The sequence below is a fragment of the Pseudomonas mendocina genome (assembly GCF_003008615.1).
In the GTDB taxonomy this organism is placed as follows: domain Bacteria; phylum Pseudomonadota; class Gammaproteobacteria; order Pseudomonadales; family Pseudomonadaceae; genus Aquipseudomonas; species Aquipseudomonas mendocina_C.
The window spans coordinates 2,666,140-2,678,512 of sequence record NZ_CP027657.1; the positions used below are offsets into that span (position 1 = coordinate 2,666,140).

Genomic DNA, 12,373 nt, shown 5'->3' on the forward strand with positions numbered 1-12,373 from the left:
AGCTATCAGTTGGTTTCGTTGGCGCGCTCGGCAGCCTTGATCAGGTCTGCGCCGATCTCACCCTCGAACTTCTTCCAGACAGGACGCATGGCATCGCGCCACTCGTTACGCTGCTCCGGGGTCAGGGTGACGATTTCGGTGGTACCGGCTTCCAGAATGCGCTTCTTGTCGTTCTGGTTCAGGCTCTCGGCCTGCTTGTTCACTTCGACGGAAACCTCGGCGAGGATGGCTTCCAGCTCGGTGCGGATGTCAGCCGGCAGGCCGTTCCAGAACTTGGTGTTGGTGATCACCATGTAGTCCAGTACGCCGTGGTCGGACTCGGTGATGAACTTCTGCACTTCGTGCATCTTCTGGCTGTAGATGTTCGAGTACGGGTTTTCCGCACCGTTGACCACGCCAGTCTGCAGGCCTTGGTAGACCTCAGCGAAGCTCATCTTGCGCGGCGCAGCGCGCAGGGCCTTGAACTGCTCGTCCAGTACGGCGGAAGCCTGTACGCGGAACTTCAGACCGCGAGCGTCTTTCGGCTCGACCAGCTTCTTGTTGGCCGACAACTGCTTCATGCCGTTGTGCCAGTAACCCAGGCCGGTGATGCCCTTGTCTTCCATGGATTTGAGCAGCGCCTGACCTTCCGGGCTCTGCTGGAAGCGGTCGACGGCATGGATATCGTTGAACAGGAAGGGCAGGTCGAAGATCTGGATTTGCTTGGTGTAATGCTCGAACTTGGCCAGCGAAGGCGCGATGAGCTGTACGTCACCCAGCAGCAGGGCTTCCATTTCCTTGCCGTCGCCGAACAGGGAGGAGTTCGGGTAGACCTGTACGGTCACTTTGCCAGGCAGGCGCTCGTCTACCAGTTTCTTGAACAGCACTGCACCCTGGCCTTTCGGCGTGTGCTCGGCAACTACGTGGGAGAACTTGATGACGATCGGGTCGGCGGCCTGGGCCAGGCCGGCGATGCTCAGGGACAGGGCGCACGCCAGCGCCTTGGCAGTCAGTTTGAACATGCGGTTGCTTCCTCTTGTTGTGGTTTTGGCAGGGCGCCGAGGGCGCCACTTACGAACGAACAAGAGCAAGTCTAGGCGTCCAACGGGAATGCGTCGGGATGCCTGTCGCGCGGCCTGGACTTGTACTTGTAAGGTTCGCTTGCGCAGGAGCTAGAGCAACCGATGTGCCAGGCTGGCTGGAAGGCTCGAAAAAAGTGCCTGAGCCCCTATGGAAAGGGGCTCTGCCGATAGGTGCGGTTAATCAGGATGCTGCGCTGAAAATCGCTGATATGGCGGTTTCTCGCCAATCATTCGAAGTCCTCTGGCGAGCTTCCGCCAGCGCCGGAGAAATTCAGACCGTGTTTGCGCAGCTTGTCGTGCAGGGTCTTGCGTGGCAGGCCCAATGCTTCGGCCAGGCTGCGCAGTGAGCCATGCGGACGGCTCAATTCACCCGCGATCAGGGCGCGTTCGAAAGCCTCGACCTGTTCGCTGAGGCCGCCACTGACTGGCGGCAGGTTGGGCGCGTTGCTGTCCAGTGCCAGCTCCAGACCGAGGGCGAAACGTTCGGCGGCGTTCTGCAGTTCGCGCACGTTACCGGGCCAGGGATGGCGCAGCAGCAAGGCGCGTTGACCTGGCTGCAGCTCGCGCACGGATAACCCGTGGCGTGTGGCAGCGCTTTCGCTGAAGTGCTGGAACAGCAGCAGAGCATCTTCGCCGCGCTCGCGCAGTGGCGGGATGCTCAGCGGTGCGACGTTTAGGCGGTAGTAGAGGTCGGCGCGGAAGCGGCCGGCATCGGCGGCCTGGCGCAGGTCCTCCTTGGTCGCGGCGATGACGCGGATATCCAGGGGAATGAGCTGATTTCCGCCGAGCCGCTCGACCACGCGCTCCTGCAGCAGGCGCAGCAGCTTGACCTGCACGTCCATGCTCATGCTCTCGATCTCGTCGAGAAACAGGGTGCCGCCGTTGGCGAATTCGAACTTGCCGATGCGGCGTTTCTGCGCGCCGGTGAAGGCGCCGGCCTCGTGACCGAACAGTTCGCTCTCGACGACCGATTCGGCAAGGGCGCCGGCATTGATGGCGACGAAGGGGCCGTCGCGGCGAGTGGAGAGATCATGCAGCGCGCGCGCGACCACTTCCTTGCCGGCGCCGGTCTCGCCAAGGATCAGTACGTCAGTGGCGATGCCGGCGAGTGCGCCGATCTGTTCGCGCAAGCGCTGCATCGCCGGCGATTGGCCGACCAGGCGCCCAGCCAGCTGCTGGCGGTCGGTAAGCGCCAGGCGCAGGCTGCGGTTGTCCAGCACCAGGCGGCGACGGTCGAGCGCGCGGCGTACGCTGCCCAGCAGGGCGTCGTTGGCGAAGGGTTTCTCCAGGAAATCATAGGCACCTGCGCGCATCGCCTGCACGGCCAGGGGCACATCGCCGTGGCCGGTGATCAGCAGCACCGGCAACTCAGGATCGCGCTCGCGCAGTTGGTTCAGCAGTTCCAGGCCATCGATACCGGGCATGCGGATGTCGCTGACCACCACGCCTGGCCAACTGGCGGGAATGCGTTTGGCCAGGCCCTGGGCATCGCCCAGGCTGAGCACCTTGAGCCCGGCCAGGTCGAGCGTCTGGCTGAGTGCCTGGCGCAGGTGGGCATCGTCGTCGATCAGCAGAACCTGGATACGGCTGTCGATGGCGCTGTCGCTGGTCATGGCGAGGGATCCTCTGGGGGTTGCAGGTTGACGCCGGGGCTGGCCAGGCGCAGGCGTAGGGTGATCAGTGCGCCACCGCTCGGATGGTTGGCTAGCAGTAGCTCGCCGTCGAGCGCGCGCATCAGGCTTTCGCAGATGGCCAGGCCCAGACCCAGGCCCTGGGCGCTGGTCTTGGTGGTGAAGAAGGGTTCGCGGGCGCGCGCCAGGGACTCCTCGGAAAAGCCCGAGCCATTGTCGCGCAACAACAGGTCAAGGTGTTCGGCTTCGGCCTGCACGCTGATCCAGATGCGCCGTGGCGGTGCTTTGTCGACCAGTGCATCGAGGGCATTGCCGAGCAGATTGCCGAGCACCTGGCGCAGGCGGGTTTCGCCGGCTTGAACCCAGAGCGTGGCGTCGGGCAGGTCGCGAATCAGCTCCACGTCCATGGCGCGGCGGCGCTTGGCCAGCAGGGCGAGGGCGTCGTCCAGTGCCGGTTGCAGGGCGACACGCTCGGGCGCGTGGCGGTCGCGGCGGGCGAAGGCGCGCAGGTGAGCGATGATCGAGGCCATGCGCTCGGTCAGTTCGCGGATCAGCTTGAGGTTGGCGCGAGCGTCATCGTTGCGTTCGTGATCGAGCAGCGTGCTGGCGTTCTCGGCATAGCTGCGGATGGCCGCCAGAGGCTGATTGAGTTCGTGGCTGATACTGGCGCTCATGGTGCCGAGGGCCGATAGCTTGCCGGCCTGTACCAGTTCGTCCTGAGCGCGCACCAGCTCCTGTTGCGCCTGTTCGCGCTCCAGCACTTCCTCCTTGAGGCGACTGTTGAGTAGCTCAAGGTCGTGGGTACGCTCGGTGACGCGTTGTTCCAGTTCGGCCTTGGCGCGGCTGTCGAGGGCAATGCGTTCGAGGTAATGGCGGCGCCGCTGCATCAGCAGGCCCAGGAGCAGGAGCAATACCAGCAAGGCGGCGGCACCGACGGCGACGGCGGTACGCACCGGGCGGTCGATGAGGATGCGTGGGGCGAGAATGCTCACCGTCCAACCGGTTTCTTCCAGAGCGCGGCTCTGCGTCAGCCAGGCGCTGGCAGAGAGGTCGAGCTTGGGCGGAGCTTGTGTCGGGTAGGGTTGGTTGGCCGCGATGGCGGCACGCTCGGCGGCGTCCAGCGGGCGGCTGGCATGGAAGCGCCAGTCGGGGCGTGAAGTGATGATCACGACCCCATTGGTATCGGTGACCAGCAACTGTTCCGGTGTATTGCCCCACAGCGTTTCAGTGTGATCGAGGTCGACCTTGACCACCAGGGCGCCGATGTTCTGGTCATTCTCGCGCACCGGATAGGCGAAGTAGTAGCCCCGTTTGCCGGACGTGGTGCCCAGGCCGAAGAAGCGGCCCAGGCGGCCAGCCAGCGCTTCGCGGAAATAGGGGCGGAAAGCGAAATTGCCGGCGACGAAGCTATCCGGCTTGTCCCAGTTGGAGGCTGCCAGGGTCAGTCCCTGAGGGTTCATCAGGTAGATGACATCGGCTCCGGTTTGCTCACGCACGCGGGTCAGCAACTGGTTGGCGCGCTCGACGATGACGCCGTCGTCGGGTGCGTACAGGGCGGCGCGCAGGCCAGGCAGGTCGCCGAGAATCTGCGGCAATACCTCGTAGCGGCGCAGTGTGCCGAGCAGGTTGGCGACGTACAGGTCGAGCGTCTGGCGGTTCTGTTCAAGCAGCACGTCGCGGTAGTAGCGCTCGGCCAGGAAGTGTACGGGCCATAACAGCGGGGCCAGCAGCATGGCCAGCAAAAGCAGGCTGCGCCAGCGGGGGCGTCGCGGGGTGGCTGGGGTCGTACTCATGGAAAACTGCACCGGGATGATCGGAACATTATGCACATTCCTTCAGCCGGAGAGGGTGTGCCGTGTCGACCGCATGGCGGGATCTTCGGCGCGTACGGCTCGCGCCAGGCTCTATGGGAAACGTCGGTAAACGCCGATGGCGGTTCCAGGCGCACGGGCTGGGCTCGCACTTGAGTTCGCGTGCCATGGATGAGCACTACGAACTCGTACCCAACGAGGCCTCACTGATGCGCAGACACTCCGTCGTTCAAACCCTAAGCAAGGCAGGCATCCAGTGCTGCCTGCCAATCGGGTAGTCGCACGTTCCAATTGCGCTCCAGCTTGCTGCCGTCCAGGCGAGAGTTGAGTGGGCGATGTGCCGGCGTTGGGTAATCGCTGGTTGGAATGGGCCGCAACTCGGCACAGGGCTTTCCACTCGCGCGCAGGCGTGCACCTATGGCCTGGGCGAAGCCGAACCAGCTGGTCTCGCCCTGATTGGTCAGGTGATAGGTGCCCCATTGGTGGTTGCCCTGTTGCCAGGCGTCGACCAGTTCTGCGGTCGCCACCGCGATACTGCCAGCCCAGGTCGGTGCGCCGATCTGATCGGCGACCACGTTGAGTTGCTCGCGCTCTTGCAGCAGGCGCTGCATGGTCAGCAGGAAGTTGCGGCCATGGCGGGAGTACACCCAACTGGTGCGCAGGATCAGGTGATCGCAACCACTGTCGGCAATGGCTTGCTCGCCGGCCAGCTTGCTTGCGCCATAAACGCTCAGTGGGTTCGGGATGTCGTCTTCGCTGTAGGGCTCGGTCTTGCGGCCGTCGAACACGTAATCGGTGGAGTAGTGGATCAGCGGGATGCCCAGCTCTGCGCAGGCCACGGCCATTGCGCCAGGTGCTTCGGCATTGATGGCGAAGGCTAGCGCCTGCTCCTGCTCGGCTTGATCCACCGCGGTGTGAGCGGCCGCGTTTATCAGTAGATCTGGCTGCTCGCGCAGTATCGTTGGGCGCAGGCTGGTGGGTTGCGCCAGGTCGAATGCGTGACGATCCAGACTGATCAGCTCATGCTCGCTCAGCGCCAGTTGCAGTTCACGGGCGACCTGGCCGGTATGGCCGCTGATAAGGATTCTCATGCGAAAACCTCGGCCTCGCTGAGGTTCAGGCCTTGCTGATCCTTGGTGGAGAGTTGCGGTGTCAGTCCGTCCAGCGGCCAGTCGATGGCCAGTTCCGTATCGTCCCAGCGAATGCAGCGCTCATGCGCCGGCGCGTAGTAGTCGGTAGTCTTGTAGAGAAATTCGGCATAGTCGCTGAGCACCAGAAAACCATGGGCGAAGCCTTCCGGTATCCAGAGCTGGCGCTTGTTCTCCGCCGACAGGTGTACGCCGGCCCATTTGCCGAAGTTGGGCGAGCTACGGCGTATGTCGACGGCCACGTCATAGACCTCGCCAGTCGTGACCCGCACCAACTTGCCCTGGGCCTGCTGCAACTGATAATGCAGACCGCGTAACACGCCACGCGCCGAGCGTGAGTGATTGTCTTGTACGAAGTCGCGGGGCAGGCCGGTCACTTCGGCGAAGCGGCGGGCGTTGAAGCTTTCGAAGAAGAAGCCGCGCTCGTCGCCGAATACCTGAGGTTCGAGGATCAGCACTTCCGGCAGACTGGTTTGGATGACTTTCATGCTTGCTCCTCCGCCAGCTTGTACAGGTACTGCCCGTAGCCGGTCTTGCCGAGCGCCTTGGCACGTTCGAGCAATTGGTCGCGGTCGATCCAGTTCTGCTGATAGGCGATTTCCTCGAGGCATGCGACTTTCAGACCCTGGCGTTTCTCGACCGTCTGCACGTACTGCGAGGCATCGATGAGACTGTCATGGGTGCCGGTATCGAGCCAGGCGAAGCCACGACCGAAACGCTCCACACGTAGATCGCCTCGAGCCAGGTAGGCATTGTTCACGTCGGTAATTTCCAGCTCGCCACGCGGTGAGGGTTTGACCGCCTTGGCGATCTGCACCACGCCGTTGTCATAGAAATACAGCCCGGTCACGGCGAAGCTGGACTTCGGTTTGCTCGGCTTTTCTTCGATGGACAGGGCGTTGCCGGCTGCATCGAACTCGACCACACCGAAGCGTTCGGGGTCGCTGACCCAGTAGCCGAAGACTGTGGCACCGCTATCCTGGCTAGCCGCGCGCAGCAGCTTCTCGGTGAAGTGCTGGCCGTGGAAAATGTTGTCGCCGAGGATCAGGCAGACCGAGTCGCTACCGATGAACGACTCGCCGATCAGGAAGGCCTGCGCCAAACCATCGGGGGAAGGTTGCTCAGCGTATTGCAGTGCGATGCCGAACTGGCTGCCATCGCCGAGCATCTTGCGGAAGTTGGGCAGGTCTTCCGGTGTGGAGATGATCAGAATCTCGCGAATACCGGCCAGCATCAGCACCGAGAGCGGATAGTAGATCATCGGTTTGTCATAGATCGGCAGCAGTTGCTTGGACACGCCGAGTGTAATGGGGTGCAGGCGAGTGCCGGAGCCGCCAGCGAGGATGATGCCTTTCATTGAAGCTCCTTAGAGTGCGCCGAGTCGCTGGCCCTGGTAGCTGCCGTCTTGTACGCGGCGGCACCAGTCGAGGTTGTCCAGATACCACTGCACGGTCTTGCGCAGTCCGGTTTCGAAGGTTTCCTGCGGCACCCAGCCCAGTTCGCGCTCGATCTTGCTGGCGTCGATGGCATAGCGCAGGTCATGGCCAGGGCGATCCTGCACGTAGGTGATCAGGTCTTCGTAGCGGGAGATTCCGGCCGGCTTCTGAGGGGCCAGTTCTTCCAGTAGGGCACAGATGGTGAGCACCACGTCGAGGTTCTTCTGCTCATTGTGCCCGCCAATATTGTAGGTTTCTCCCACCTGGCCTGCGCTGACCACCTTGAGCAGTGCGCGTGCGTGATCTTCCACGTACAGCCAATCGCGCACCTGCTGGCCGTTGCCATACACCGGCAGCGGTTTGCCTGCGAGAGCGTTGAGGATCATCAGCGGGATCAACTTTTCGGGGAAATGGTACGGCCCGTAGTTGTTCGAGCAGTTGGTGATCAGCACCGGCAGGCCATAGGTTCGCTGCCAGGCGCGTACAAGGTGATCGGACGCCGCCTTGCTTGCCGAATAAGGTGAGCTGGGTGCGTAGGGTGTGGTCTCGGTGAAGAGGTCATCGACACCGTGCAGGTCGCCGTACACCTCGTCGGTGGAAATATGATGGAAGCGAAAGGCTGCCTGGCGTTCTGCATTCAGGCCATGCCAATAGGCGCGAGTGCTTTCCAGCAGGCTGTAGGTGCCGACGATATTGGTCTGGATGAAAGCGGCCGGGCCATCGATGGAGCGATCGACATGCGATTCGGCGGCCAGGTGCATGATGGCCTCGGGCTGGAACTCGTTCAGCGTCGTCGTCACTCGTTCCGTATCGACGATATCGGCTTGGACGAAACGGTATCGCGGGCTGTCGGCAACCAGCGTGAGCGACTCCAGATTGCCGGCGTAGGTCAGCTTGTCGAGGTTGAGCACTTCATGCTCGGTATTGTGGATCAGGTGACGAATCAGAGCCGATCCGATGAAGCCGGCGCCGCCGGTAATCAGAATGCGCATGGAGCAAGCCTATGGCGAGGGTGATGGCAGGAGAGTTCCACAAAGAGGTAATGATAAGTCACTATTCCGTTATAACCGAGACTTCTTCTATGCCAGCACTTCTGACTGTGCCGTTTGCGTCATCAGGATGTTTTATATCAGAGACATTGGGGCGACCAATCCATACGGCTATATGAGCGCGAGAACGATCCGTCTTCGGGGCGATATTTTAGTGTGGATTTGACAATTTTTCTGGCGTCAATATTTAGCTGTGCTAATGCTTAAGTTGAGTGTTGAAATGCCATCATAAAAGTGGTTAAGTCGCGCTATAAGATATTGCGACGATATTTTGTCGCGCGCTAAAGGAAAATTTTTTTACTGCCTTTTTTCTGACATTGCTGGATTCAGTGAGCGGAAGCTAAGGCGGGGGTAACCTTTCATGGGTCAGCGGTCGGTGGGTAGTTCCTTACTGGCGCGCCCTGGGTTCATCGAGTATTTCCTGGCTGCTATGCGGTTGGTTCATGGCCTGACCGCAGCTCTGCCAGGTTTTCTGTTGCTGCTGTGGCTTTCGGATGAGCCATTGCTGACACAGAGCTACGCCACTGTCCTGCTATTTTTCGGCGTATTGACGGTGATGATGTTCCAGGCGCTGGGTGTTTATTCGGAAGAAATATTCAGCAGTTTGCTGCGCTTTCGCGTGATGTTTTTCGCTTGGTCGGCAGCCTTCTGTCTGTTGCTGTTCATGCATCAGGCGCTAGCGATGTTCAGTTTCATGGAGTGGTATTTTCTCAGTCTCTGGTTCATGGCCAGTCTCTTCGCGTTCGGCGCCGAGCGTCTCGCTTTGCTCGCGGTCTATCGCTATTGGATGCGCGCGGGACAATTTCTACAGAGTGCAGTCATTTTCGGTGCAACCGAGAACGGTCTGCGTCTATCTGAGTTCATGCAACGTCACTGCGATATTCGTTCAGGGTTGATTGGCTTCATCGATGACCGCATTGATCGATTGCCCGATACCTTGGGTGGCTTGCCGTTGTTGGGCGACAGCAACGACCTGGAGCGCCTGGTGCGTGAGGAGCGTGTAACGCAGGTATTGGTTGCCTTGCCCTGGTCTGCGGAAAACCGCATTGGTCAGATAGTCCGAGAACTGCGCAAACTACCCGTGAATGTCCTTCTGGTGCCGGACATGCTGGCCTTCCGTCATGCGCGCAATCGCATCACCGAGGTGGCAGGTCTGCCGATGTTCAATGTGTCCGAGCGTCCACTGGATGGTTGGTCACCGCTGATCAAGCGGCTGGAGGATTTGTTGTTGGCGACGCTGGCTCTGATTCCGGCGTTGCCGGTGATGGCCTTGGTCGCGCTGGCCATCAAGCTGGATTCAGCCGGCCCCGTTTTGTTCAAGCAGAGGCGCTACGGTTACAACAACCGCCTCATCGAAGTGTTCAAGTTTCGCTCTATGTACTGCGATCGCGCCGATGCCAACGCCGAGCGACAGACGACCCGTGGCGACGACCGTATCACGCGTGTCGGGCGCTTCATTCGCAAGACCAGCCTGGATGAACTACCGCAGCTGTTCAACGTGCTACTCGGCAGTATGTCTATGGTCGGGCCGCGGCCACACGCTACTGCTACCAAGGCGGCCGGTATCCTGTTCGAGGATGCGGTTAAAGAGTACACCGCGCGTCACCGGGTCAAACCCGGGATTACCGGTTGGGCGCAGATCAATGGGTATCGCGGTGAAACCGACACGCTGGAGAAAATCGAGAAGCGAGTCGAGTTCGACCTGCAATACATCGAAAACTGGTCGGTGTGGTTCGACCTTTACATCCTGTTCCGCACCTTGCCTGCGGTCATCTTCACCCGCGAGGCTTACTGATGAGTGCTTTGATCCCTTGTATCGTCGCCGGTGGGGCCGGCACACGTCTCTGGCCGGTTTCACGCGAGGCCATGCCCAAGCCGTTCATGCGCCTGGCCGACGGTCGCAGTCTGCTGCAGAAGACCTTCGAGCGCGTTGCCAGCCTGGATGATGTGGCCCGCTTGCTGACGGTAATCAACCGAGAGTTGCTGTTTCGTACGCTGGACGACTATCGCCCGCTCAACCATGGACGCCTGGGGCTGGATTTCCTTCTCGAGCCCATGGGCCGCAATACCGCCCCGGCCATTGCTGCAGCGGCACTGCACGTCGCTCGTCACTATGGTGAAGATGCTCAGTTACTGGTGTTGCCCGCCGATCACCTGATTCGCGATCAGGCCGCTTTCGTCGCTGCCATCGAGCAGGCACGGGCTCTGGCCGAGGCGGGTTCGCTGGTCACTTTCGGTATTCGGCCGGGCCATGCGGAGACTGGCTATGGCTACATCCAGCAAGGAGAGGCGCTGGGCGATGGTGGTTACCGGGTCGCCAGTTTCGTCGAAAAACCAGACCTGAATACGGCGCAGGCCTACCTGGATGGTGGCAAGCACCTGTGGAACGCCGGCATGTTCTGTTTCCGGGTCGATGTCTTGCTGCGTGAGCTGCGTGAGCATGCTCCACAGGTCGTTGAGGGCGTCGAAAAATGCCTGACATCGAGTGTGCCGAGTGAGGGCAAGCAGGGCGTGCAGTGTGAACTGGATGCCGCAAGTTTCGCTCAAGTGACCGATATCTCCATCGACTATGCCCTGATGGAGCGATCCTCGAATGTGGCGGTCGTGCCCTGCGACCTGGGGTGGAGTGACATCGGTTCCTGGCAGGCCTTGCGTGAATTGACGCCCGCAGATGCCAACGGCAACCAGATCAGTGGCGAGGTGGTTTTGCATAACGTGCAGGGCTGCTATATCGACTCGCCCAAACGGCTGGTCGGCGCCGTGGGCGTGCGTGACCTAGTGGTGGTCGACACCCCGGACGCCCTGCTCATCGCTGACGCCCACTGCACCCAGGACGTGAAGTTTGTTGCGCAGGAGCTGAAGAGGCGCGGTCACGATGCCTATCGCCTGCATCGTACGGTCACCCGTCCCTGGGGCACCTACACCGTGCTCGAGGAAGGGGCACGCTTCAAGATCAAGCGCATCATGGTGCGCCCCGGTGAATCGCTGTCACTGCAGATGCACCATCACCGCAGCGAGCACTGGATCGTCGTCAGTGGCACGGCCCGGGTGGTCAACGGTGAGCGCGACTTTTTGCTGAATACCAATGAGTCGACCTTCATCCCTGCCGGCCACCACCATCGCCTGGTCAATCCGGGAGTGATCGATCTGGTGATGATCGAGGTGCAGAGCGGCGAGTATTTGGGAGAGGACGATATCGTGCGTTTCACCGATATCTATGGACGCGTACCAGCGGGCGAGAAAAGTAGTTGATACGAGTTTCAGGCGTTCATGCCGAACGCCTGTTACCTGCCTGAATAACCTGGTGGGTTTGCGGAGCTGCTATGTGGCTCCATTGTTTTCGGGGTTTTAGAACGGTTGTGTTGAGCGTCGTTTGGATACGGCATTCGGGCACCGTTTACCCATGATTTCGGGGTGCTGAAAGTGAATATTGGGGTCTTGAAGGGAGCTTTCCACATGAGGGCACTGCTGCTGATCGTTGTGATGTTGGGCTTGACCGCCTGTAATACGCCGGCACGCATTGGCCTGCCGGATTCTGACACCGTCGAGGCTGGCCACGCCGCGGCGTTGACCCTGGCCGATCTGCCCCCTGTGCAGGAGCGCATTTATCCAGGCGATATCCTGCGAATCGTTAGAAACAGTGGTGAAACACCGACCATCTCGGCGTTTACCGCCAACTCGATCTACGAGCTGACCCTCTACACGGTGCTCAACGACGGCAGCTTCTCCTACCCCTTCATCGGCAAGGTAGAGGCGGGGGGCAAGACTCCCGAGCAGTTGGCCGCGATTCTGGAGGAGAGGCTCAAGCCCTACTACCGCGAGCCTGGGGTCACGGTGAATATCAACCAGGCGCCAGGAAATACGGTTTTCGTCGGAGGATCGGTGCGCAACCCTCAACCGTACTCGGCCAGTATTGCGTCCACCCTTGAGCAGGCCATCGTCACTGCCGGTGGTGTCATGCCTGACGCCGATAGCCGCAACGTCGCGCTGCTGCGTTCGGACGCGGATGGCCTTTACAAGACGTACTTCGTCGACTTCAGCCAACTGCTTCAAGGTGGTGATCAGGGGCGCCGGGCTGTCGCGCTGCAGCGTGGTGACGTGATTTTCGTGCCCAAGTCCGGCGTGGGTAATCGTATCGAGGGGGTCGACCTCTACCTGAATCAGCTGATCCCGTTCGTGAAAACGATCGGTATCGGGGCTAACTATGACCTGCGCAACAACTAACCGCCAAGGACAG

The 12,373-nt window shown here is 60.9% G+C and carries 10 protein-coding genes; 3 read left to right on the forward strand and 7 right to left on the reverse strand.

The features are described 5' to 3' along the window. Nucleotides 1–5: 5 nt before the first annotated feature. The 7 genes from dctP to rfbB all read right to left on the reverse strand — a co-directional run bounded on the left by dctP (nucleotide 6) and on the right by rfbB (nucleotide 8,079). A complete protein-coding gene (gene dctP / locus C7A17_RS12360; protein WP_106738311.1) occupies nucleotides 6–1,001 on the reverse strand; it encodes a C4-dicarboxylate TRAP substrate-binding protein DctP in 996 nt (331 codons plus the stop codon). Between the two features lie 287 nt (nucleotides 1,002–1,288). After that, entirely contained in the window at nucleotides 1,289–2,674 is a 1,386-nt protein-coding gene (locus tag C7A17_RS12365) for a sigma-54-dependent transcriptional regulator (RefSeq protein WP_106738312.1), read from the reverse strand. Further along, nucleotides 2,671–4,485 (reverse strand): sensor histidine kinase, encoded by a 1,815-nt coding sequence (locus tag C7A17_RS12370; RefSeq protein WP_106738313.1) that lies wholly within the window; start codon nucleotides 4,483–4,485, stop codon nucleotides 2,671–2,673. Before C7A17_RS12370 ends, C7A17_RS12365 begins: the two co-directional genes overlap by 4 nt. A 254-nt stretch (nucleotides 4,486–4,739) precedes the next feature. Next, nucleotides 4,740–5,594 (reverse strand): dTDP-4-dehydrorhamnose reductase, encoded by an 855-nt coding sequence (gene rfbD, locus C7A17_RS12375; RefSeq protein ID WP_106738314.1) that lies wholly within the window; start codon nucleotides 5,592–5,594, stop codon nucleotides 4,740–4,742. Then, nucleotides 5,591–6,139: a dTDP-4-dehydrorhamnose 3,5-epimerase gene (gene rfbC, locus C7A17_RS12380; protein ID WP_106738315.1), complete on the reverse strand. Its 549-nt coding sequence runs from the start codon at nucleotides 6,137–6,139 to the stop codon at nucleotides 5,591–5,593. Before rfbC ends, rfbD begins: the two co-directional genes overlap by 4 nt. Then, nucleotides 6,136–7,008, reverse strand: coding sequence for a glucose-1-phosphate thymidylyltransferase RfbA (gene rfbA, locus C7A17_RS12385; RefSeq protein WP_106738316.1), 873 nt, complete (start codon nucleotides 7,006–7,008; stop codon nucleotides 6,136–6,138). Before rfbA ends, rfbC begins: the two co-directional genes overlap by 4 nt. 9 nt (nucleotides 7,009–7,017) lie before the next feature. Then, nucleotides 7,018–8,079, reverse strand: coding sequence for a dTDP-glucose 4,6-dehydratase (rfbB, locus tag C7A17_RS12390; RefSeq protein ID WP_106738317.1), 1,062 nt, complete (start codon nucleotides 8,077–8,079; stop codon nucleotides 7,018–7,020). 418 nt (nucleotides 8,080–8,497) lie between these two features. Here rfbB and C7A17_RS12395 point away from each other — a divergent pair, with 418 nt between their 5' ends. The 3 genes from C7A17_RS12395 to C7A17_RS12405 all read left to right on the forward strand — a co-directional run bounded on the left by C7A17_RS12395 (nucleotide 8,498) and on the right by C7A17_RS12405 (nucleotide 12,360). Further along, nucleotides 8,498–9,931, forward strand: coding sequence for an undecaprenyl-phosphate glucose phosphotransferase (locus C7A17_RS12395; RefSeq protein ID WP_106738318.1), 1,434 nt, complete (start codon nucleotides 8,498–8,500; stop codon nucleotides 9,929–9,931). Beyond that, nucleotides 9,931–11,388: a mannose-1-phosphate guanylyltransferase/mannose-6-phosphate isomerase gene (locus C7A17_RS12400; protein WP_106738319.1), complete on the forward strand. Its 1,458-nt coding sequence runs from the start codon at nucleotides 9,931–9,933 to the stop codon at nucleotides 11,386–11,388. Before C7A17_RS12395 ends, C7A17_RS12400 begins: the two co-directional genes overlap by 1 nt. Before the next feature lie 204 nt (nucleotides 11,389–11,592). Beyond that, nucleotides 11,593–12,360 carry a polysaccharide biosynthesis/export family protein gene (locus C7A17_RS12405; RefSeq protein WP_106738320.1) on the forward strand — a complete coding sequence of 256 codons (768 nt, stop codon included), beginning with the start codon at nucleotides 11,593–11,595 and terminating at the stop codon, nucleotides 12,358–12,360. Nucleotides 12,361–12,373: the final 13 nt, after the last annotated feature.

Excerpts from the sequence above, each read along its gene's own strand:
- C7A17_RS12365 (WP_106738312.1), bottom strand. The coding sequence starts at position 2,674 with ATGACCAGCGACAGCGCCATCGACAGCCGTATCCAGGTTCTGCTGATC.
- C7A17_RS12370 (WP_106738313.1), bottom strand. The coding sequence starts at position 4,485 with ATGAGTACGACCCCAGCCACCCCGCGACGCCCCCGCTGGCGCAGCCTG.
- C7A17_RS12400 (WP_106738319.1), top strand. The coding sequence starts at position 9,931 with ATGAGTGCTTTGATCCCTTGTATCGTCGCCGGTGGGGCCGGCACACGT.
- rfbD (WP_106738314.1), bottom strand. The coding sequence starts at position 5,594 with ATGAGAATCCTTATCAGCGGCCATACCGGCCAGGTCGCCCGTGAACTG.
- C7A17_RS12405 (WP_106738320.1), top strand. The coding sequence starts at position 11,593 with ATGAGGGCACTGCTGCTGATCGTTGTGATGTTGGGCTTGACCGCCTGT.
- rfbA (WP_106738316.1), bottom strand. The coding sequence starts at position 7,008 with ATGAAAGGCATCATCCTCGCTGGCGGCTCCGGCACTCGCCTGCACCCC.
- rfbC (WP_106738315.1), bottom strand. The coding sequence starts at position 6,139 with ATGAAAGTCATCCAAACCAGTCTGCCGGAAGTGCTGATCCTCGAACCT.
- rfbB (WP_106738317.1), bottom strand. The coding sequence starts at position 8,079 with ATGCGCATTCTGATTACCGGCGGCGCCGGCTTCATCGGATCGGCTCTG.
- C7A17_RS12395 (WP_106738318.1), top strand. The coding sequence starts at position 8,498 with ATGGGTCAGCGGTCGGTGGGTAGTTCCTTACTGGCGCGCCCTGGGTTC.
- dctP (WP_106738311.1), bottom strand. The coding sequence starts at position 1,001 with ATGTTCAAACTGACTGCCAAGGCGCTGGCGTGCGCCCTGTCCCTGAGC.